The 23,014-nt window shown below is 46.3% G+C and carries 16 protein-coding genes and 1 pseudogene; 8 read left to right on the top strand and 9 right to left on the bottom strand.

Features of this window, described 5'->3' with window-relative positions:
* Positions 1 to 75: 75 nt before the first annotated feature.
* Positions 76 to 711: a hypothetical protein gene (locus IQ270_RS02525; protein ID WP_228056022.1), complete on the top strand. Its 636-nt coding sequence runs from the start codon at positions 76 to 78 to the stop codon at positions 709 to 711.
* Positions 712 to 1,072: 361 nt separating this feature from the next.
* Here IQ270_RS02525 and IQ270_RS02520 read toward each other — a convergent pair whose 3' ends face one another.
* Together IQ270_RS02520 and IQ270_RS02515 are read right to left on the bottom strand one after the other, a co-directional pair.
* Complete coding sequence (locus IQ270_RS02520) at positions 1,073 to 5,926, bottom strand: CHAT domain-containing protein (RefSeq protein ID WP_193971654.1); 4,854 nt, start codon at positions 5,924 to 5,926, stop codon at positions 1,073 to 1,075.
* Between the two features lie 188 nt (positions 5,927 to 6,114).
* Entirely contained in the window at positions 6,115 to 6,336 is a 222-nt protein-coding gene (locus IQ270_RS02515; protein ID WP_193971652.1) for a hypothetical protein, read from the bottom strand.
* 280 nt (positions 6,337 to 6,616) lie between these two features.
* Between IQ270_RS02515 and IQ270_RS02510 the strand changes: the two genes are divergently transcribed.
* A complete protein-coding gene (locus IQ270_RS02510; RefSeq protein ID WP_193971650.1) occupies positions 6,617 to 6,811 on the top strand; it encodes a hypothetical protein in 195 nt (64 codons plus the stop codon).
* 83 nt (positions 6,812 to 6,894) lie between these two features.
* Here IQ270_RS02510 and IQ270_RS02505 read toward each other — a convergent pair whose 3' ends face one another.
* Positions 6,895 to 7,185 carry a hypothetical protein gene (locus IQ270_RS02505; RefSeq protein WP_193971648.1) on the bottom strand — a complete coding sequence of 97 codons (291 nt, stop codon included), beginning with the start codon at positions 7,183 to 7,185 and terminating at the stop codon, positions 6,895 to 6,897.
* Positions 7,186 to 7,407: 222 nt separating this feature from the next.
* Here IQ270_RS02505 and IQ270_RS02500 point away from each other — a divergent pair, with 222 nt between their 5' ends.
* Together IQ270_RS02500 and IQ270_RS02495 are read left to right on the top strand one after the other, a co-directional pair.
* Positions 7,408 to 8,982, top strand: a complete 1,575-nt coding sequence (locus IQ270_RS02500; protein ID WP_193971646.1) for a NupC/NupG family nucleoside CNT transporter — start codon at positions 7,408 to 7,410, stop codon at positions 8,980 to 8,982.
* Between the two features lie 377 nt (positions 8,983 to 9,359).
* Positions 9,360 to 9,965: a DUF3318 domain-containing protein gene (locus IQ270_RS02495; RefSeq protein ID WP_193971690.1), complete on the top strand. Its 606-nt coding sequence runs from the start codon at positions 9,360 to 9,362 to the stop codon at positions 9,963 to 9,965.
* Between the two features lie 222 nt (positions 9,966 to 10,187).
* Here the strand turns inward: IQ270_RS02495 and IQ270_RS02490 are convergent, their stop codons facing one another.
* The 3 genes from IQ270_RS02490 to IQ270_RS02480 form a co-directional block, all read right to left on the bottom strand.
* Positions 10,188 to 12,026 (bottom strand): glycosyltransferase family 39 protein, encoded by a 1,839-nt coding sequence (locus IQ270_RS02490; protein WP_193971644.1) that lies wholly within the window; start codon positions 12,024 to 12,026, stop codon positions 10,188 to 10,190.
* Complete coding sequence (locus IQ270_RS02485; RefSeq protein WP_193971642.1) at positions 12,023 to 13,285, bottom strand: hypothetical protein; 1,263 nt, start codon at positions 13,283 to 13,285, stop codon at positions 12,023 to 12,025. Before IQ270_RS02485 ends, IQ270_RS02490 begins: the two co-directional genes overlap by 4 nt.
* Positions 13,286 to 13,440: 155 nt before the next feature.
* Entirely contained in the window at positions 13,441 to 14,655 is a 1,215-nt protein-coding gene (locus IQ270_RS02480) for a glycosyltransferase (RefSeq protein ID WP_193971640.1), read from the bottom strand.
* A 140-nt stretch (positions 14,656 to 14,795) separates the two neighbouring features.
* Between IQ270_RS02480 and cofH the strand changes: the two genes are divergently transcribed.
* Entirely contained in the window at positions 14,796 to 15,941 is a 1,146-nt protein-coding gene (gene cofH, locus IQ270_RS02475; protein WP_193971638.1) for a 7,8-didemethyl-8-hydroxy-5-deazariboflavin synthase subunit CofH, read from the top strand.
* A gap of 44 nt (positions 15,942 to 15,985) precedes the next feature.
* On the opposite strand, the gene IQ270_RS02470 is transcribed toward cofH, so the two are convergent.
* From IQ270_RS02470 to IQ270_RS02460, 3 genes and pseudogenes are all read right to left on the bottom strand, one after another.
* On the bottom strand, positions 15,986 to 16,645 hold the full coding sequence (locus IQ270_RS02470) for a Uma2 family endonuclease (protein WP_193971636.1): 660 nt from the start codon (positions 16,643 to 16,645) through the stop codon (positions 15,986 to 15,988).
* 218 nt (positions 16,646 to 16,863) lie between these two features.
* Positions 16,864 to 18,201: an alanine--tRNA ligase-related protein gene (locus IQ270_RS02465; protein WP_193971634.1), complete on the bottom strand. Its 1,338-nt coding sequence runs from the start codon at positions 18,199 to 18,201 to the stop codon at positions 16,864 to 16,866.
* A gap of 441 nt (positions 18,202 to 18,642) precedes the next feature.
* Positions 18,643 to 19,320: pseudogene (locus IQ270_RS02460) on the bottom strand (aminotransferase class I/II-fold pyridoxal phosphate-dependent enzyme); the annotation flags it as partial.
* 1,391 nt (positions 19,321 to 20,711) lie between these two features.
* Between IQ270_RS02460 and IQ270_RS02455 the strand changes: the two are divergent.
* The 3 genes from IQ270_RS02455 to mutT all read left to right on the top strand — a co-directional run bounded on the left by IQ270_RS02455 (position 20,712) and on the right by mutT (position 22,854).
* Entirely contained in the window at positions 20,712 to 21,671 is a 960-nt protein-coding gene (locus tag IQ270_RS02455) for an RNA polymerase sigma factor, RpoD/SigA family (RefSeq protein ID WP_193971632.1), read from the top strand.
* A 225-nt stretch (positions 21,672 to 21,896) separates the two neighbouring features.
* A complete protein-coding gene (locus tag IQ270_RS02450) occupies positions 21,897 to 22,238 on the top strand; it encodes a DUF760 domain-containing protein (RefSeq protein ID WP_193971630.1) in 342 nt (113 codons plus the stop codon).
* A gap of 211 nt (positions 22,239 to 22,449) precedes the next feature.
* Entirely contained in the window at positions 22,450 to 22,854 is a 405-nt protein-coding gene (gene mutT, locus IQ270_RS02445; protein WP_193971688.1) for an 8-oxo-dGTP diphosphatase MutT, read from the top strand.
* The last annotated feature ends 160 nt before the right edge of the window (positions 22,855 to 23,014 follow it).

The following is a 23,014-nucleotide window of genomic DNA, read 5'->3' as shown; positions in this document are numbered from 1 at the left end:
TGCTTGGAGATAGTTTTTATGAAGCCTCGGTCTTTATTAGAGAAAATTTCCAATTTTTCAAACTCTTTAGAAATTTTGAAAACACACTTTTTTACAGTACCATTTTTAGTTGGTTTCAACATTCTGACAGTCCTGATTTTGGGCGTGCTGAGCATATACGCCAAACTCAACAATAAGGGAGACGGAGTTGAACGCCTGTTTAGCGACCCTTTTAATTTCTGGTTCCCTTACGAAGGAATTCTCACCGGCGTTTCCGAAGTCCTCGGGTGCATATCAGTCGCAATTTGTGCATTTACTTTCGGACTGCTGCGCCAAAAACAGCCGCGCAGCCGATCGTCGATTTTCTTATTTTTTAGTGCTTTACTGCTGGGAATCTTGTACCTGGATGACAGGTTTCGGATGACTTTGATTCTTTCTCGGCTGGGAATATCCAAGAAATTAATTTACTTATGTTATGGTAGCGGTGTTTTCCTTTACATATTTAATTTTTGGCGGTACATCAAAACCACTCCTTACCTGCCGTTAGCCGCAGCATTCGTCTTGTTTGCCATCTCGCGGTTTGAGGATATTTTAAATTCTCGAAGTATCGGATTACACGCGATGTTAGAAGATGGAACTAAATTATTAGCTCTTGTGAATATGGCTTTGTATTTTTGGCACGTATGCCATCAGGAAATTGAGCAGCATTTCCAGCAGAGCGAACAGCGTTAACTTCAGACAGAGAGCGTACAAGTAAAAGCAAGTTTGGTCAGAAATTATCTAGTAATATCGTGTCGGTAAATTATCCAAACTCGAACCATTTGTCTGAGGATTATTTGACCAAAAATGATGCAATCTGTGTTAATCTGCCCGTATCTGGGGTAAAAAAAGATAGTTTATAACCGCAGATGACAATTGATAAACGCTGATTCACGCAGATGCAGAGAAATCAACAGTCAACAGTCAACAGTCAACAGTCAACAGTCAACAGTCATCAGGAGTGCAACCGGAAACGATATAATTCCGATGCTGACCGATTTGATCGGATTTAGGACTGCTATAATTGACCGGAAATAATATTACCGATTACCAATTACCAAGGATTGCCAATCATTGTAAAGGCAGCCCAATAATAAGGATGGGAAAGGATTCGATCGCCCCGCCCCGCAATTTCCGGAGGTAAAGCGATCGCCTCAGAAAGCCCTTCGGCTTCCAGCATCCCGTCTTGAATCCGCACGCGCCCCCGCAGCATCTGCAATTGCGCCCACCGCAAAGCCTCGGCTTTAATCGTCAAATTGCTACCGCGTCTGGGGGCCCGCAACTCCCGGTAAAACTCCGTCATTAGCCCCAAAGTTCCCTCATCGCTGACTTCCCACAAACTCGCCAAAGCCGATCGCGCACCGCTAGCTACCGCCAAACCCGCAAACCCCAACTCCGCGTCTTCGTCGCCCAAAGCGGTACTGCACGCGCTTAAAACTAACAGGTGCACCGGGGGAGAATTCCACCGCAACTGCGGCATTTGATCGAGGCGCAATTTAGTATCCCACAACTGAATGTAAGAATTTTTTGGTGCCCCAGGCTGGAATTCGCTGTGAGTTGCTAAGTGAATGATTCCAAAAGGCTGATTTGCCCGTTGAGCTTGCAAATTTTCGAGAGTAAAGTCTTGATTCAAAAATGATCTTCCTTCTGAGGGCGGCGCGATCAACTCTAACTCGATCGGTACCGCAGGCAGAGGCGCTTTATCTTTAAATACTGACGCTCCCATCGCCAAAACTTCATCGTCAGCAATATTGTCGTAGCGGATATCAGTCAAACTCAGACTCGGCATCACGCTAAAGCTGTATTGCTCAACTAAAAATTGTTTGCCATCGTGAAGAGCAGCAAACGGCACGCTTCGCAAGCCCGCTGCCGGAATTACAATTAAATTCTTAATTTTTAAAGCTGCCAATTCTCCTGCCAATGGCGCAATTAACCACCGATAAAGTTTTTGAGCTACATCCAAATAACTGATACTGTTTCTTCTTCTGGGATTAGTAATTTCGGTTTGCAAAGCGTCGGCTAGTTGCAGTACCTGCCAGCGCGTTGTCGCCGGAACTAAAACGCGCATCGGTTCAGCGTTAGCTGTGACTAACACTAATTCTAAATGCTCCCCGCTCGGCACATCGGAAACTTCTGTGCCGGCTGGTGGCAACCTCTCCTCCAACCCATCTTGCATGAGGCTCGCAGGCTGGATAGGGAGGTTTTTTCTCACAGGCAATAGATTAGATAAATCCCGACTTGCCACCAGTACCGAATCATTTTCTTTGGGGGCTGCTGCGTCCGATTGCCTCACCCAATTCATATAAATAATTGCAGATTTTACCCCGGTAATTTGTTCGTTTTTGCGAAGAGTTTCGTAAATTACCGACATATTCGTAATCGGCTTTCGGGCGGGCAAATCTAGATATTTTTCGTATTCGCGAGTGAAGGTTTGTTCAAAGGCTAAAATACCGGAGGCTGCGGTATCGAATCTGCGAGAGGGAATCAAAAGCTCGGGGCTAGTTGGGGAAGTTTTGTTTTGATTTGGCGATCGCAATTCTACTTGCAAAGATGCAGGAAGTGACAGCGCCGGTTCGGGAATTGGTTGGGGAATTGGTTCGGGAATTGGTTCGGGAATTGGTTCGGGAATTGGTTCGGGAATTGGTTGGGGAATTGGTTCGGGAATTGGTTCGGGAATTGGTGCCGGAGCAGGCGGTGGGCCCGGTGTAATTAGGGAAATCTGATTTGGTAAACTTCCTTGGGTGTAAGTTTGCCCAAAGGAAAAACTTGGCAAAATGGCGTTTCCCGCGCCAGCATTAATGGTTCCCTGGGTTCCATTGTCGATCGCGCCGCCAACTACAAAAGATCGATCGCTACCGCCTCCGTGCCGAATTGCGATCGCCCCGCCTCCTGTACCCCCAGCAGTAGAAATACTGGCAAGATTGCCCGATATATCGCTAAAAACATTGTTCGATCGAAACAAACCGAGGGTTGTCACATCAACACTGCCGCCTCTAGCGTTGATAAAGCCCGACTGAATGTTACCAGTCGCGCTCAGGGAGACTGCGCCGCCGTTTCCCTCAGTGCCACTGGAGTTGAGATCGAGAGCCGAAATGTCGGCTTGCGAGGTGAGGGCAATATTGCCGCCGATCGCTCCCGAAGCGTTCAAAGCTCCCGCAGTTAAAGGGCCAGCATTGCTTTCGATCGCGATCGCGCCGCCTGTTCCCGTTGCCGACGAGGAGTCGATCGCGCCTGCTGCAACAGTATTTCCCTCAACCCGAATGCTCCCGCCGTTGGAGGTAATATTGCCAGTCCGAACCTCGCGAGTTGCTTGCAGGTTCGCGCTGCCGCCATCCGTGCTTAAATTACCCTCTAAGAGGATGTTTCCTGCCTTGATATCGGCTCCCACAGCGGCCGCGGTGTCCCCCCTGAAGGTAGCAACATCTCGCGCGTTCACGCTCAACCTGCGCGCGGCAATTCGGGAAGCAGCCGTCACGCTAGCAGCATCAGCCGAGAGCAGGCCCAACCTCTGAGTTTGACCGACTGCGCCCTCAAAGGTAATGTTGCCGCCAGCCCGCAGCGTCAAATTATTTGCCCGGCCTTGGATGCTGTCGAGGGTGCTGGCAAAAGTGATGTTGCCGCTACTGGCTGAAATCGTGCTGCGCCGATCGACTGTGACGGCACTGTTGAAAGCGATGTCGCCAGATGTGGCGATATCGCCAGCTATCTCGGTACTCCCGCCGCTGACAGTCAAACTCGCCAGCGGTGCAGCTTCACCGACGACTGTACCGCCGAAGCGGACTCGCCCAGCGTCAAGTCTCAGGGCGCGAGCTCCGTCCAGGCTGCCGGAAAACAGAATGCTGCCCGTGGCTTGAGCGTCCAAAGCTGCGTCAGCATTCAGCGACAGGTTGCCGGTAAAAGTGATATCTGCGCCCGATGTGGCGATGTTGGCACCGAGATCGGTTTGGGGCGCGTCGAGAGTGATGCTAGCGCTGCCGCTTGTTCTCAGGGGATTGTCGATCGCGATCGAACTGCCTTGAAGTGTCAGCGGGCTGTTGAAGGTAATCGGTGCGACGATCGCGATCGAACTGCTGTTGGCACGCCCGATCGCGATCGAACCGAAACCCCCCGCCAAAGCACCGAGATCCGCTGCTGTCAAGTCCAAAACCCCTAAAATATCGCCAGTGCCACCGATCCTAATTCCTCGGCCGTCGCTGGGTTGCAAGCTAATTGTTCCCCCCGCACTGGTGACCGAATTGCTGCCGCCCCTCAAGTCAATCCCGTTAGCAGTCAGAGCGATATTGCCGCCGCTAGCATTGAGTCCGCCCAGAGAGATGCTGCTGGCGAAAATGTTGATGTTGCCGCCTTGAGTCTCGATTAAATCCTTCGGGTCATTGACAAAAAACACTCCGCCCGATCGGAATGTTACACTGTCTCCGGTTTTCGCTTGCAGTGCGAGTTTGTTGTCGGGCAAGTCTTGGAGGGTGATGTAGCCCGGGGTTTCTACAACCGCGTTGCTGCCGGCCGCCATCTGTTCCAACTGCACTTCTGAGATCGATGTTTCAGTCGGCGATTCTGTGGCTTCGAGTTCCCCCCCAGTCAAGATCGGGCTGTTTTCGCCGTTACCGCTGACGATCGCAATATTTGCCGGATCGAGCCACAAATTGCCGATCGCCCCGTTAGGCGCGCGGGTATCGACCTCTCCTTGGAAAACTAAAGCATTTTTACCGGAGACTTCCACTCTGCCGCCGTTACCTGCTGCTGTGCCGCCGCGAGCCGTAATATTGCCCAAGAAGCGAGTTGTATTGTCTGACCAAATTGTCGCAGTGCCGCCGTTACCGCGCTCGATCGCGTCTGCTGCGATCGTCGAATCTCGACTAACGTATGTTACCAGGGCGTTTGGTATCGGTTCCGCCCCCCGCCAACCGCCTCCGACGCGCACAACTCCTCCGCCATCTGTCCCCGAAGCATCGACCTTTGCGCCGAAGAGTCCGACTGTTTCGCCTAAAATATTGACAGTGCCACCAATCCCGCCAGAAGAAGCAAATACATTGACAGTACCCGAGACGATCGCACTTCCGGCATTTACCGCTACTCTTTGGCCGCCAGTCAGGATTAATTGACCTTGTTCGTTAATCGTTAAACCTGTGGCTGACTCTACCCCGGCACCCGTCAGCAACTGAGGCAAAGCAGCCGGGGCGATCGTCGATTTTTCTGACTGCAAAGACGGAATAATTTCTAAACTCAATAAATTACCAGCTTGACTGATACGGACTGCATTGCTTCCCGGAACAGCAGCCACCGTAATTTGACCGCCCGGGGCGGACAATTGCCCGGTATTAATCACAGTACCGCCCAACAAAGTTAAATTTTGACCGCTACCAACTGCCAACTTTCCCGCATTGACAATTATCCCAGATTGTGAATTATTAAAATTAAATTGAGTTGGATTTCCCAGCAAGGATTTGTAATCATTAATTCCCGTAGAAGTAAACCAGCCGTCGCCGAAACCAATCTTCGTTGCAGTTGTTGCCAAAAAAGACACCGGCACGTTCAATATCGCATTTTGACCGAAAACAATTCCCGCCGGATTCATTAGAAATAAATTTGAGTTGCCCCCGCTTATTGAAATCAAACCGTTAATGACGGAAACCTCGCTGCCGGAAATCCGCCCTAAAATATTTTGAATATTGGGATTAGTTATAAAATTAGCAATTTGACCTTCGCTGAGATTAAATTGGCTGAAGCTGTGAAACAGATTTGCGCCGTTTCCTGACAGTTGTCCGCCTCTAATGTCTAAGCGATTTTGCTCCCTATTGACAACAGTATTAGTGCCGTCATTTGCCGGGACGACAGGTTGCGATCGCACTGCTAGCGGTAGCAGCCAAAAACCTAATGTCAAAATTAAAATAGAGCGAAAATAGGTCATTGGTTATTGGTTATTGGTTATTGGTTATTAGTTATTGGTTATTGGTTATTAGTTATTGGTTATTAGTTATTGGTTATTGGTTATTGGTTATTGGTTATTAGTTATTGGTTATTGGTTATTGGTTATTGGTTATTGGTTATTGGTTATTGGTTATTGGTTATTGGTTATTGGTTATTGGTTATTGGTTATTAGTTATTGACAATTCCCCATGCCCCATTACCAATTCGCTGTTTTGCCAATTCCCCATTACCAATTCCCAATTCCCCATTACCAATTCGCTGTTTTGCCAATTCCCCATTACCAATTCCCAATTCCCTGTTTTGCCAATTCCCTGTTTTGCCAATTCCCTGTTTGCCCCATTCTAATCTATTGTAGTTTTGATTTTTTTTTGAGCTGTAATGTTCCGCCAAAGTGCCAAGAAACTTAAAAAGCGTGTGGACACAGCGATTTGCTCCTGGGGTGCGAAGCTAAGCGCCTCCTTGAGTCGGATCGACATCCCAAAGCACCCGCCGCCAGAATGTCGGAAATACCGTGCAGGTTTTGTATTTTATAGATCGCCGGTGTCTTGACAAAATGACCGCACAGTCCTAGGATTGGAACACAGATTGGATGAGACGGCAAAAACCCACAACATAACTGCCTCCTCTAACAAAGTTAAAAACAAAATATTCATGCTTTTAGAGACCAGCCATGCAAACTCAAGCTTTCCCATTTCTCAATGAACAAATAGTCGATCGGATATTTGCCTCCGGCGAACTGACTCGCGATGACAGACAGCGAATTAAGTCAATGCTGTTGGATGAGTCGATCGGCGAACATGAATTGAGTTTAATTGAAAAAGTCATCGAAGGCGTAGTCAAAGGCATACTCGACGTGCTGTATTAATTGAAAACTTGCACGCGCCAATGTAAGGTTAAGGTGCGCCCGGACGCACCTTACCCTAATTTCAAATAAAATCGAAACTCGTTCTAAAAATCATCATCATCGTCCTCATCGGAGATATCATTGGAGATATCGTCGGGACGCACAAGTTCCGAAGGAGGTCGATCGCTACTCCAAGCCCACCACACGCCGTCGCACTGACAGCGGTAAAATTCTTGCCACTTGCGACGGTGGGACTCGCTGTATACTGGCGATCGGCGATTAATCCAGACCTCGTGGGCATCAGTGCAGCTAGCACCGCACTTGGGACAGCAAAACTCAGTAGCGTGAACCGCCGTCGCAGTCCATTCGGGAGGATGTGGAGCAAAAGCTTCCATGTGTTGCGTGTTTTTATTTAAACTGCTGGTAATTAGGGCCAATCAACGGTCGATCGAGAGCCGCTTCCGCTCGCAATCACATAAGCAACGACATAAATACGCCGTTGAATGCGTAATTCACCTGCCAATTATTTTTTTTGGCACTTGCCGTCCGATGAATAGTATAACTGATGTGGTGCAAACCGCCGATCGGCATTCTCAGTTATTTCAAGGACTAGGCTTATGTCTATCTACAACCTTATCTCATTTCTGGGCATTTTTGGCCTCTGCGCGATCGCCTGGATTTTCTCAGAAAACCGCAAAGCTCAGTATATACCTTGGCGCGTCATCATCTGGGGCATTGGCCTGCAATTAGTCTTAGGATTTTTAGTATTCCTGTTTCCCCCAACTCGCATCGCCCTAGAATGGTTTACTAGCTTGCTCGATGGAGTATTCACCGCTGCTGACACCGGAGCGAGGTTTGTATTCGGGAGCAATATTGTACCAGTACCGGGTAAAGATCCGGCAGTTAATTTAGGATATATTTTCGCCTTTCGAGCTTTACCGACAGTCATCTTTTTTTCCGGTCTCATGGCTTTACTTTACAACATCGGCGTGATTCAAATTATCACCGAAGTTTTTGCCAAACTATTTTATAAGACAATGCGGTTGAGCGGCGCAGAAGCGCTCAGCGGCGCAGCCAATATTTTCGTAGGAATAGAAGCAGCAATTGTCGTCAAGCCTTACTTGCCACAAATGACTCGTTCCGAAATTTGTGCCATCCTCTCCTGCTGTTTTGGAACCGCTGCTTCATCAACTTTAGCAATTTACGTCAGTTTTCTCAAGCCTGTATTTCCCAATATTTTAGGACATTTAGTTTCCGCCTCAATCATCGCCATTCCAGCTTGCTTTGTCCTCTCCAAAATCTTAGTACCCGAAACAGGAGTACCGCTGACAATGGGCGGCATCCCCAAGGAAGAACGGAAACCTCAAGGCCGCGAGTTTGTGGGCGAAGAAATTTCCGAAACGGACGGCGAAATCCGTCAACAAGAGACTGTGGGCGGAGAACCCATCGAACGAGTCAGCCCTTTGGATGCAGCGATAATTGGCGCATTGGACGGTGTGAAAATGGCAGTAGCAATTGCCGCTGTTTTGATTTTAATCTTGGGCTTAGTGTCCTTAATCAATCAATTCTTCGCTTGGCTGGCCGTGTTGCCGGCTCCCATCGGCACAATCTTTAGTTACGTCACCCTGCAAAATATCCAAGGAGTCTTATTTTACCCGCTAACCTTGTTAACCGGAGTTCCCATTGAGGATTCTTGGGTAGCATCAGTAATCATCGGACGGCGGCTGTTAGAAACCGCAATTCCCCCCTATCAAAGCTTAGCAGAAGCGGCCAAACAAGGACTGATTAGCGATCGCACAGTTTTGATTGTCAGTTACGCCCTTTCTGGCTTCGCCCACTTAGCCTCCGTCGGTATATTTGTCGGCGGTACGATCGCCCTAATTCCCTCCCGCCGCAAAGACATTTCCGAACTCGGTTGGAAAGCATTATTTGTCGGCACCTTAGCAACAATGATGATTGCCTGCATCGCCGGATTATTTGACACCGGAGACGCTAGCATTTTAGGCGATAAGACAGCCCCTGCTGCCCCGATAACAGCCCCCGCTTCCCCGAAACCGCTGGCACCCCCCGCCGCGACTTCCAAGCCGTCAGTTGCCCCAGCAATTGCCAGCCCGAAGCCTTCGCCGAAGGGTGAAAAAGTGGCTCCAAAATCTCAAGAATCTCCTAAATCTGAACCCAAGAAAAGCCCTTAATTATCTTCTATTGACTTGTAGGGGCGGGTTTTACCACAATGTTTATCAATTATTGACAATTCGGTAAAACTCGCCCTCACCCAACAGTAAATTCCCGCTTGTAGGGGTGGGTAAACCTGCCAATATTTAACTGGTAAACTGGTTCCAATGCTCTGCCTTGGAACCGATATTCAGAGGCTCTGCCTCGACTGGGAAAAAGGAGGCAGAGCCTCCGGATCTGCATTACCAGGCTCTGCCTGGTAACGAGTAGTAATAAACGAGATTTGTCGCACCAATTCCCTTTTCCTGATGACCAATGACTAATGACTAATGACTAATGACCAATAACCAATAACTAATAACCAATAACCAATAACTAATAACTAATGACTTCAATCATGAATCCCGAACCTGAAATTCGCCGCCTGTTAGATGTGATGCCCGCTTCCGGTCGCATGAATTGTAAAATTATTAATAAGCCTCAACAATCGACGGTGATTGATTGCGATTTTCCTTTGCCTTGGAATAGTGCTCGACCGATTTATATTAATTTTGATTTGTGGCGGCTGCTATCTAAGCCGCAGCGGGATTTACTGATATTGCGGAATGTGAGTTTTTTGGGCAATTTCAAGTGGTTTAAGCTGGATATTTATCAAGGTGCTGCTCTGGCGGGAATTGTTGGGACTGTTGTAGAGTTGTTGCAGCCAGATGCGATCGGCACTGCGATCGCCGCTGGTTTGACGGGACTGGCGATGACTCGAATTTGGCGCGACAACCGCAGTTCGCAAGTAGAGTTAGATGCTGACGAGACGGCGATTAAAATCGCTCTCAGGCGCGGTTACAGCGAAGCGGAAGCTGCCGGACATCTGCTGTCTGCTATTGAAGCTGCGGCGCAAATTGAAGGGCGCAGTTTGGATTTTAATGAGTTGATTCGGTGTCAGAATTTAAGGGCGATATCGGGTATTTCGGCGGTGGGCGTGCCGGATAGTGTCAGGAAAGATTGAAAACTACTTTCTTCCTAGCGTAGGTTGAGCACTTACGAAGTGAAACCCCAACAAAGCCTCGGAAACGGAGGGTTCGTATCGTTTCCGGTTGCATCGGAATGATTTTTTAACCACAGAGGGCGCAGAGTACACAGAGGGAGAGAATATCTATCTGAATCATTCCGATGTTATCGGATTTGATATAACTACGAATAGTATTTTCGTAAAAAATCCCGTTCGTGCTTAACTAGAGCAATGATAAATTTGATATTCATACCCATCTACACCCGGAAGCTGGCGCGACTCAATCTGACATTTTTGTTCTGCTAAGTTGACAGGTGTGCGAAAATTTACCAACCACAAATCGAGCGGACGTTCTAATTGACTGAGTGTCCGATCGAGTATCCCCGTCACAATTTCCGGCGCATCCCTTCTCTGCTTAACTAAAAGAAACCGCGGAGAATCAAAGGCTTTAACTTCTTCCTTCTTCCCTCGGACTTCTTCCTTCTTCCCTCGGACTTCTTCCCTCGGACTTACATCCGTTACATCCGTTAAATAATCCGTTGCCGAACTTCCTTCTTCCTTCTTCCTTCTTTCCCATTCCAATCCTATCCCCATTAATTCTCCTATTTCTACATGAGTCTTTTGAGTAGTGGCAATTAACACGGGAACTTTCGACACTTCGCGGATAGTCGGAACTAAAAAATCTGGTTTGTAATATTTGCGATAGCCGAGATTAGAATTTACTGTGACACCGCTAAGAAAACCCATTACTAAAATTACCACCACTGCTTTTTTGCCAGCAATTTCTACATCAGGCAAATTAAACCATTGACTTTTTACTGTAGGTGTGTTAGAAATAACTGCTAAGGTTGCTCCTAACAATAATATCGCGCCCGGAAAGTATACGAAATTGTACCGAGGGCCGCGAGTTAGGTCAATTCCTAGAATGTATGCAAAGCTGAAAAATTGGAAAATTGCTCCTAGTACAAATCCGCCAAAAATCACAGTACCTAAATGAGTTTTTGGCGTTTTTAAGGAAGTCTTAAGAGCGTTTGGCAGCAGGGGAAGTGCCCACAGCAAAAATATTGTCATGCCGATCGCAGATCCAGCCACTACTGCCAAATTTGGCGATTCCACTGGCAGCAGCGACACGATAGTAATCCATCCAGCTAAAGCTTGAACAATCGGATTAATCAAATCTACAAATGTGCGATCGCCGCTGACAAGCCAATTCGTGAGTTCGCTACCGTATTTATTTGACAAAAATATCGGCACCCAAACTAAACCGCCTGCTACAGTGCCGATTGCTACTGCTAACAGCCGCCACAAAATTTGAGATTGCCAAATATTTGGGTGTGACTCGTTTGAAGCTGGTAACTTTTGATTGAATTCCTGCCAAATTACAACAATTAATGCTATGGTTTCCGCGCCCAAAGTCAGAACAAAAAAGTAGTGAGAAGCAATTCCCAAACAGTTAACAACTATCCAAAGCAGTACAGCCCAAACAGGCATAGGAGCGCGTTGTACCAGTTTTTTTGCAGCTAATGTCAAGCAAAAAAGAGAGGCAATAACTAATAAAATTCCTAAAGTATAATGGCGGGCTTCTTGAGCGAGATAAATGCCGTAGGGAGAAACTGCCATCATGGCGGCCGCACATTGACCGACTAAACGAGAGTTGAATGCAAATTTGCCTAAAAAGTAGATAGCGGGAACTGAAATCGCTCCCAATAATGCCGGGAGCGATCGCCCAATCCACACTAAACTATCCTGAGTCGGTGCAAACAGTCGCATCCACCAATGGGCTAGCATAAAATACACTGGTGGATGGTTGCTTTCTAGCAGCAAATGGTTTAGAACATCTGCAATGCCAGCACCGGCACGGAATTGTAGCGGCTTTAGCAGAGTAGGAAGGTCGATCGGGCGATCGATCGGCACGTCGCGAAAACTGTTCCCCAAACTAAATACCAGAGTCGAAAACTCGTCCGTCCACAGCGGTTTCGAGTCCAAATTGGCAAAACGCAGCATCAGGGCGATCGCCGTCCACAGCAATAGCACCAACAGTTGTTTGTTCTGGCTCAAAAGAGTATATCCTTCTTTTCATTTTTACCGCGCTTGTAAATTACAATCTCTCGTTGTTGCATTCCCAGCCAAGAGAAATATGGTATGCGATCGAACTCCTCATATCCAGGCTTTGGCTGCTTGCTAGCCACAATGTACTCATCATCAAATACCCACGGCCCTAATCCTGTCAAATTAGCATCCTGCCATTTCTTAGTTTTGTATATTCTCATGAAATTGTCACTATTGTACCATCCATTAAAAGTATCTAGACCGCGAATTGATTCGGACTTCACACCATATACAGTCATGAGTTTATTTTGAGCAGCCGTTGCTGCACTGTTCCAACCCATATAGTCCTGAAGGCAAACCACACTGAAAATGTAAAGTAGCGTACAACTAAAAGTTGCCAACCTCATTGCACCTTTGAGCTTAAATCGGTTCATTTCATATGCTAATAGCAAAATGAAGGGCGGCAGTGCTGGAATTAAATATCGATCGAACACGAAAAACCGCCCTGGATTGTAAGCTACAGCCAGAAAAATCAATCCCCACAGTAACAAAAAAAGTCTTTGATTGCTTCGCGAATGCAATACATTATTTTCATCTTTTTGTCGTCGCACATCGTAAAATGTATCCACAGACTTCAGAAAAATGAGTCCTGCCACTCCGAGTGCAGCGAATGTTATGGGCCACCACCACTTACCGATACTAACGACTGGCTGTCCGTTAACACCAGGTAACTGAATATTACCCACAGCCAAATCCAGCAGATAATCCCCTTTTAATAGAGGCATTCGCTGTGCATATTGATTTAACCACAAAGATTCTTTTTGAAACAATACACTTTGGGCAATAAATAAAACTTTAGGTAAGAAAAACACTGTCAGCGATACACAACAAAATCCGACAAAAATAGCGGTGTGTTTCCGAGTCCAAACATCGTGCTTTCGGACTATTTGCCAAAGTCTGCCCGCACCCAAAGGTAGAGCAAAAAGACCCATATAACAAAGTGAAACTGGAATGTGACGCAACCCATCCATAGCTGACATTAAAACTCGTCCCTGGATGCTTTGAAAAATAGGAGTGCCCGCATCTTTAATGGTTCCTAAATAGAGATATATCGCGGCCGCCGCCAGCCACGGACAAATAAAAGCAAAAACCATAGACCAAGATAAAAGATTGGTTAATAGCAACAGCAACACCAAAGGCAAAAGTAATGATTGATTAGTGATATAGCGCCAAGTAGTGGCTGAGAGTGAAAACAATCTTTGGTGCATAAAATTAGCTTGATTGTAAGAGTTGAAAATTTTTATTTCAAGGCTGATGTTTCTGTTTCAATGTATTTGGCTCGCTCTTGACATCCAGAGCGAGCGTTAATTTTGCTCTCTTTCTGTCCCGGTCTGCCCTTCTCACTGTCAGATATTTCCAGCGTTTAATCAACTTCCGTCACCCGCCAGCTCAACTTCATATTGATCCAGAAATTCCACAGAGTTACAGATGCGATCGCAATTAAATTAGCCAAATACTGATTCATCCCAAAAACATTAAACATCACATTAACCAGCAGCACATTCAAAATCAAACCCATCAAGCAGATTGTATTAAATTTCAACAAGCGTTTTAAGCGCTGGCTATTTCCTGGCTGCCGTTTAGAAATGTCCCCAAAAGTCCACAAATCATTCCACAAAAAGTTACTAATAATTGCCAATTCAGCAGCAATAATTAGACTGCGAGTCAGCTCTAATTTTAAAATCTCCCGCAGCAGGTACAAAACCGCCATATTCACAAACACGCCACTGAAACCCACAATGCCGAAGCGCAGAAACTTACCCATCGGCCAGCGGGCAAACCGCAATATGAGCAAATGCAGCAAATACTCAATATACTGTTTCCCAGTAACTTTGCTTTCGCCTTCTTGCCGTTCCTGAAACACATAACCAACTTCTCCAATCCAGCGGATGTTTCCCCTCCCGAGCACTTCAATCAAAATTTTGTAACCCGCAGGATTCATGGTTTTCTCGGCAATGCAACTGCGCCGCACCATAAAATAGCCGCTCATCGGATCGGAAACTCGCCCCACCACTCCCGGCAGGATCACCAATCCGACTGTTTGAGCGCCCCGTGACAAAAATCGCCTGACGACGCTCCAGTCGCTGACTCCGCCCTCGGCAACGTGGCGGCTCGCGGTGGCCAAATCGGCTCCCCGCTGAATTTCTGCTAAAAGCTGCAACAGTGTCTCCGGGGGATGCTGCAAGTCGGCGTCGATAACGCCCAAAACCTCGCCCCGAGAGGCTTGCCACCCGCGAATTACGGCGGTGGAAAGTCCCCGTTCGTCTTCCCGGCGCATCACCCACAATTGCGGATATTCGGCCGTCAAGGATTGGGCAACTTCCCAGGTGCGATCGGGGCTGTTGTCATCGACTACAATTAATTCGTAGTTGCCGGGAATGCTGCCATCAAGCAATTTGCTCAGTTGTTGCACAATACTCTTGACATTCTTGCACTCGTTGTAGGTGGGAATGACGAGGGAAAAATAAATTGGCTGCGTGCCGGAGTCTACAAAAGTTGAAGCAGAAGTCCCTACAGCCGGAATTTGCAAAAGCCCAGAAGGTACTGGCAACAGGTGATTTGTTTGGTTGATGCCCATAAGTTCAATTTCGAGAATGTAAACGGTGTTTGTGTAAGACTCGAGATTTGAGAATATGGTTCCTCTATGATTGATTTGTTAAAATATAAAAACGCCTTAATTATAGGCAGTAATGGTATAGATGAGTAAAAAGTAAAACTGTGGATGCAATTCTCGATCGAGCTTTACAAGGTTATAACATTTCCACCGCAGAAGCCTTGGTACTTTTGCAGCAAAGAGATCCAAGGGCGCGAGCTTCTATTCAAACAACCGCTGACTTGCTCCGTCGCCAACAATCAGGGGATACTGTCACCTATGTGATCAATCGGAATATTAATTTTACTAACATTTGCGAGCAGCATTGCAGTTTTTGTGCATTTCGCCGTGACGACGGAGATGAGGGCGCTTTTTGGTTAGATGCAGCCCAAATTCAGGAAAAGGCAACTGATGCAGTGCAGCGGGGTGCAACGGAAATTTGTATGCAGGGCGGCTTAAATCTTCAAGCTAAACTAAATGGCGGATCTTTGCCTTATTATCTGCAATTGGTGAAAACTATTAAAGATATGTTTCCGCAGTTGCACTTGCACGCTTTTTCGCCACAAGAAATAGAATTTATTGCCAGACAAGATAATCTGAGTTTCAGCTATGTAATTTCGGCTTTGCGGGATGCGGGAGTCGGTTCGATGCCCGGTACTGCGGCGGAAGTTCTCGACGATGCGGTGCGGAGGGTGATTTGCCCGGAAAAACTGAATTCGGCAACTTGGTTAGAAATTGTGGGAACTGCTCACAGTTTGGGTTTGCCGACAACGAGCACAATGCTTTGCGGCCATGTTGAAACCGCCGAACAGCAGGTTTTGCATTTAGAAAAAGTGCGATCGCTCCAACAAACTGCCATTAACAACAACTATCGGGCCCGCATCACAGAATTCATTTTACTGCCCTTTGTCGGACAGGATGCACCGGCTCCTTTACGCAGTCGAGTCGGCCGCGATCAACCAGTTTTAGCAGATACATTGTTGCTCACCGCAGTATCGAGAATTTTCTTGGGAAATTTGATTTCCAATCATCAGCCAAGCTGGGTAAAACTGGGTTTAGATGGAGCTACAGAAGCGCTGAAATGGGGCTGCAACGATATCGGCGGCACTTTGATGGAAGAGCACATTACTACAATGGCTGGTGCAGTTGGCGGCAGTTGTCAGTCTGTGGAAGATTTGCAAAATGCGATTCGTTCTGTGGGGCGGAGTTATCAGCAAAGAGATACAGTTTATCAACCTTTGGGGGTTGACAAGTTGGCAGTAGTTGTGTAATTTTTAGGATGCGAAGTGCGAAGAGCGTAACGTATCCTGCGAGTTTAGCCGTTAGCGAAGCCCTCGGAGAGGATCGCACTTTCAAATTCTTCTAGTGCTTGACAACTTCCTACCTGCAAAGCACGTTCCACCGTAGCAGGAATCAGTTGGGCGATCGCGATTCCTGGAAAATTCGGACTAATCTCCGATTCCACATACTCTCCATCTTGCAGCAAATAGACGCGAAGCCTGCCGCTGTCGTAAACCCAAACTTCTGGAACTTCAATAGCTAGATAGGCATCGATCGTAGTTTTAGAAGCTACATCCGTTTCAATTGCTAAATCCGGCGGCGGATCGTCCGGCAAAAGTCGGCGGCGGTTAATCATCCGCTGATAATTTAGAATATAAAAGCAAGCATCAGGTTCAATTCCGGCTGCACCTTCCCGCTTGAAAGTAGTAGAACCAAATGGTTCATATCTTCTGCCCGCCGACTTGAGTAAAATTTTGACAATATCAGAGATTAAATCAGTTGGTCTTTCGTGTTCGGGTAAAGGAACCATAATTTCTAAAGTTTCTTTGCTGTAAGCAACTCGTGCCGATCGCTTTTCTCCCAATTCCTCCAAAATTGACTCGAATTCCAGCCAACTTATATTGGGAATAGTTACGACACTGCCGGGAGTAAGCGTTATTTGACTAACAGGTTTGAGGACGGGAGCGATAGTCATAATGTTGATTTAATTTTATTTCTCAGTCCCTCTCTGCTGGGACTTTGTTTGTGTAGACGCGATTTCAATCGCCGAGCAATCAAGGGAGTAACTTCATTGTCACTGGATTCTCATTTAGATTTTAAATTGGGGGATTGAGGAATTGGGGGATTGGGGGATTGAGGAATTGAGGGATCTATCGATAGATACCCAATCTTTGTGAGAACTGCTATAAACTATCAATCTATCTCCGGCCCCAACATCAGATTGTACCCATCCCAATCAATAGTTAAGCTATTTTTCTGGGCCAATTTTTCAATGTCTTGTCTGTAGCAATGGTAGGTGCGGAAAAGTTTATCCAACAAGTAACCGCTAACAATCCCTTTTTTTCGCTCGCCATCCAACATACTCCAACAGTAAGACTCTTGCGGTTTCAGATAAGCAACAATCTCTTTCTGCCGCTGTCGCAGGTGAGGATAAAAAACTTCTCCAAAAGTAACAATTTTGTCAATTAACAGCTCAACAAAAGGCTCCTCAATTCCTAAAATTTGGGAGTACAATACCCCACGCATCAACCACATTTGAATTAGTTGATGAATAAACTGTGGCCAGTGATGCGGTGGTTTGACGATATAATCGGCAGTCAAATGAACGGCAGGACGAATTTGGTCGGCTATTAGTTTGAGAGAAACTTTAGTTAAATTGTCAGCGCGATCGTACTCCACACCCGCAACTTTAGCCGTCCTGAGAATCACGGGCAATATCAAATCGGTTTGATAAAAGCTAGATCCTCCTTGCAAAATCGCCGCTAACCGTTCTAAGTTCATCCCGCAAGCCATATAATTTGTCTTGAGAGGAGTCCTTATATTTCCATATTTTGGTGATTCTGAGTCCATAAATACCAGATGGTAAAAACTCAAAAATCGCAAATCTTCTTCTGGTAGAATGTGACCGATAGAATCTTCGCGATCGTACTCTTCTTTACTTTTAGATCGAAATTCGATATCTTCTTCCGACGCAGCTAATTCATAGCCTCTTTCAGGATAACAATCGTAATGGATGCGAGTAGAAATTCCACAATGACCGGAAGGCTTGGGATGCCACGAATTCCAGCGGCTGATAATAATTTGTTGTTCGGGTATGCCGATTTTGTCGCGCCAGATAGCCAGAGTTTCAGTATCGCGTGCATCTACACTAACCACCAATCGCGATCGCGGAATTTGATAAATTTCCGTGCAAAGTTCCCAAGCCCAAATTAATGCTTGTTGTTTGGAGTAATCGCCCCAGTGAGTTAACATCTCAAAAAAGGTAGGATGGCGATCGGTGAGTACCCGGACATTCGGAGAAATATATTTTTGTAAAATCGCACTGTGATTTTCGGGCGAGTATTTTTCTCCGAGGGAAATAGGGTAGAATGGTAAAGTCCACAAATTAGTTCGCGATATTGAATTTAAATAGGAAATGTTGACAGCAAAAGGTTCAGTGGGGAGGATTTGATGAGCTCTAGCCGCATAAAATTCAAGAAACTGTTGACGAATTTGGTTGCTATTCAGGTGCATATTTTTGTTTCCAATCATGGATACAATTAAAATAGAAAGTTGCTCTTCCGGCTCGACAGCCTGGGCGGTCAGAAACCGGGTTTTTTCGAGAATATTTGGTGACAGAAAGCAAAAACTGCAAAAACCCGGTTTCTTTGGTTGCGGTATCGTGTCCAGTAGATTGACGGCTCTCGCGATTGGTTTTTATTATCGTAACCGATCGCGCACGATATGATGTATGAGATAAGACGGCGGTTGAAACCCTTGCCTCAAATCGAAAGTCCTCTTACATAAAACTAATGAGTTCTTCAGTCCTCATAGCGAGGACTTTATAGCCTTTCTCACTTTAGTGAGGTACGAATTTTGACCGAAAAAGCTTGACAATGTAAGGGTTACAGCATACCTCAGCATACCTCATCTTTCTGATAAACGCTATAGCTATTAGCCAGGGAATTCATTCCCTGGCTGGCTAGTAGGATATTAAACCTTAAACTTCTCCACAATCCGTCTCATCGCTTCCTCCACATTCTCCCGACTATTAAACGCCGAAATGCGGAAATAACCCTCACCCGCCGCACCAAAACCAGAACCCGGAGTTCCCACCACATTGCAAGTTTCTAACAACTTCTGAAAGAAATCCCAACTCGACAAACCATGAGGCGTTTTCACCCACACGTAAGGCGCATTTTCGCCGCCAAAAACCTCAATTCCCGCTGCTGTCAATTTTTCGCGAATAATCGCAGCATTTTCCATGTAAAAATTGACTAACGCCTGAATTTGTGCTTTACCTTCCTCGGAATAAACCGCCTCTGCACCGCACTGCACGATGTAAGAAACACCGTTAAATTTAGTAGATTGGCGGCGGTTCCACAATTTCCAAATTTCGACATCGGAACCGTCGGCTGCTTTTCCTGTCAAAGTCTTCGGTACGACTGTTAGGGCGCAGCGAGTACCTGTGAAACCAGCATTTTTGGAGAATGAACGAAATTCGATCGCACAATCGCGCGCACCCTCAATTTCGTAGATAGAATGGGGTAAACTCGGATCGGTAATATACACTTCGTAGGCCGCATCGAAGAAATAATCGAACCGTTCGCCTTAGCATAATTTACCCAAACTTGCAAGTGTTGATTGGTTGCAGTTGCGCCAAGTAAAATTTTTACAATATCGGAAATTAAATATTTCGGCCTTTCGTGTTCTGGCAGGGGAACCATAATTTCTAAGGTACTGTTGCTGTAGGCAATTCTACTTCTTCGCTTTTCTCCCAATTCCTCCAAAATTAACTCAAATTACAGCCAACTTATATTGGGAATAGTTACTGTACTGCCGGGAGTAAGCTCGATCTGGCTAACGGGTTTGAGGACGGGAGCGATAACAATCATAAGCTGAATTGGGAGCTAGTTGTTAAATTTGTGCCAAGGGCAGGCAGGATGCCTACCCTGCAAGAAAACTCATTCTTTGTGGAACAGGCCCGACAGCCTGTTCTTGATAATGGTACAACATATCTGTTGAGTGTAGCACGGGCAACGAGAAGAGATTCGCGATCGCACTTTTGACTCAATTTTAGAAAGGTCGATCGTACATTTATTAATTTATTGCTGCCGATTAATTTAACCAACAAACTCATGAATGGCTCGAAAACCCCTACCGTAGACCTACATTTTTATAATTCAAGTTTCAGATTTTCCAACTAAGATTTATGAGGTTTATAACAATCTATAAATTCTCTGCCAGAGCCGACATAAATATAATTCGCTTTACCTTTCTTTTGACTATTTTGCTTAAGATCAAGTTGACTGATATTCAGGACATTGCGTAAACTCTGCGTTTTTTGAAGTGTTATTTTTGGGCGATCGCACTCTCAATTTATCAAACCCTAATTCAGCAATAACCGAAGTCATTAGTCATCGGTCACGATCTGTACGCGGCACCGAGAAACCGGGTTTTTTTCCGAAAAAACCCCGGTTTGTTCGATCGCACTGCGTCCTCGACTGTATCTGTAAATTCACAGCCTGATTATTGACAAGTTGTTGGCTATTTAAATTGTATTTTTTAATTGCGTTTTGGAAAAGCATCTGGTAGCGTCTCCCATCTCCCCATCTCGGTGACATCTCCCCCTCTGGCGCATATCCCTCTCTCTGGGGCATCTCCCCCTCTGCGGCATATCCCCCTCTGTGGCATCTCCCTCTCTCTCTCCTCCTCTAAGATTTACCCGATTTTGTTTAACAGGATGCAACTGCGAAATTAGTTTGCGGGTACTCTCAAACCAATACAGTGCAGGCTTGCATGAAATAAATGTGAAGAAATGTAGCCAACTGCTCTCACAAATGTTAAGATTCTTAACACAACCTAGTATTGTGCACGCCCCAACCAAAACCTAACCTGAAACGGTGCTGACTGGGAGTAGCAGCTAGCTACCATACATCAAACGAAGCCTCTTTAAATGGAAGGAAAGCGCAAATCCCCGCCCGCCTTCCTTCCCAGCTAAAGCTAGGGGTTTGCGACTACCGCAAACCTTTAGAGGCAAAGATCCTCAGCGGGAAAAGCTCATGAAAACTCTTAAGTCCTCAGATACAGATTCTGTTCGTGCTTACTTGCGGGAAATCGGCCGCGTCCCCCTGTTGACCCATGAGCAAGAAATACTCTACGGGAAACAGGTACAGCGCTCAACCGCACTGCATCAGGAGAAAAATATTTTAGCCGAAGAGTTAGGCCGCGACCCGACGACGGCTGAATGGGCACAGGCAGTCGGGTTGTCTGAGGCACAGTTGCAGCGGACAATCGACCACGGGGAAAGGGCAAAGCGCCAAATGGTGGAAGCTAACCTGCGCCTGGTAGTGTCTGTTGCCAAAAAATATATCAAGCGCAACGTAGACTTACTCGATCTGATTCAGGAAGGCACGATCGGGATGCAGCGGGGAGTCGAAAAATTTGACCCGACTAAGGGCTACAGATTTTCTACTTATGCTTATTGGTGGATTCGTCAGGCAATTACTCGGGCGATCGCCGAAAAAGGTCGCACCATCCGCTTGCCGATCCACATTACCGAAAAACTCAACAAAATTAAAAAAGCTCAGCGCCAGCTAGCTCAACAGCTCGGCCGCGCGGCTACTGCTGCTGAATTGGCTGCTGAGTTAGATTTGACACCCAAGCAAATTCGCGAATATCTCGATCGCGCGCGCCTGCCACTTTCCCTGGACTTGCGCGTGGGAGACAATCAAGATACTGAGTTGGGCGATTTGTTGGAAGATACCGGTACTACCCCAGAAGATTTTGCCCTGCAATCTTCTCTGCGGACCGATCTGGATCATCTGATGGCAGAACTGACTCAGCAACAGCGACAAGTGCTGGCCTTGCGGTTTGGTTTAGAAGACGGGCAAACCTTAACTTTGGCAAAAATAGGCGATCGTCTCAACATCAGTCGGGAACGAGTGCGGCAAATAGAACGGGAAGCTTTGACTAAACTCCGCAAGCGCAAGCAAGATATCAACGATTATCTCGCCAGCTAACTAGATTGGGGATTGTGCCGGGACACACCCGATGGTCAATCCCCAATCTAAAATCGTAAAAACCGCCGACTTTAATTCGGTTGTGCCCACTCGGTTGTGGCGATTGTCCTGCTACATTAGTAATTACTTAGTAATAAAGATCAACAGCGATCGGATCGCGTAAGGGTTACTTAATTTAACCGCCCGCATCTAAAATAACAAGCTGTCTGTGAAACGGAGGTACTCGTGAGTAATTCAGATAATAAATCCCCAGAATTCTTTGAAGAAGACGGAGAAAATGCCAACTTATTATGGCAATACGTGCAGTCAATGGCTCCAGACACTGTTTCTCAGTTGTCTAAGCCGACTTCTCATGAAGTATTTCAAGTAATGGAGCGAAATATTGTCGGACTCTTGGGGAATTTGCCTTCGGAACACTTCGGGGTGACAGTGACTACCAGTCGCGAACATTTGGGTAGATTGCTCGCCTCGGCCATGATTAGCGGTTATTTTCTCAAAAATGCCGAACAGCGCATGACTTTTGAAAAGTCCATACAAGCCAGTGAGAGACACGGCTCGGACGATTAGTAGATTATTAACATTTAAGCTATCCAAATGTCAAGCCCCCTTCGCAAGATGGGGGCTTGACATTTGAGATTTGAGATTTGAGATGTTAGATGTTAGATTGTTGATTAAATAATTGAATAATTATTGATATTATTCTTGAATTCCCAATGACCAATGACCAATGACCAATTCCCTGCGCGGGCCAATTCCCAATTCCCAATTCCCAATTAATATGTCTCTTTCTCCTGTGTCCCACAAAGTTATAGGCGTTGCTGTAATCTGGAACAACAGACAACAAATTTTGATTGACAAACGGCTTCAACACGGAATGCACGGGGGTTTCTGGGAGTTTCCTGGGGGTAAAATTGAGAGTGGGGAAACGATCGAAGCTTGCATACAGCGGGAAATTATGGAGGAGTTGGGGATTGTTGTGGAAGTTGGCGATCGTCTGATTACAATTGACCACGACTACACTAAATTTACAGTTAGGCTCTACGTGCACCACTGCCGCCACGTCAGGGGGGAACCGCAGACGATCGAATGCGATGAAATTCGCTGGGTGACACTCGACGAAATTGACCAGTTTACTTTTCCCAAAGCCAACGAACAGATTATTGCTGCACTGCGTTCAAGTTGAATTTTAATAAGCCTAGGCGCATCTAAATTTTACAGTCAAGTGTGAGGAAATTCTTGTCGGGTCTCCCGCCCTCCCCACAAGACGGGGAATTGTTTTTTGACCTATAATTTATAGCCTTTCTCAGAAAGATGAGGTGCCGCTGGGTATATGGTATATGGCA

The sequence above is a fragment of the Microcoleus sp. LEGE 07076 genome (genome assembly GCF_015207455.1).
GTDB lineage: Bacteria > Cyanobacteriota > Cyanobacteriia > Cyanobacteriales > Microcoleaceae > Microcoleus.
Note: the sequence above shows the minus strand (reverse complement) of the source record. Positions and strands in the feature narration are given on the sequence as shown.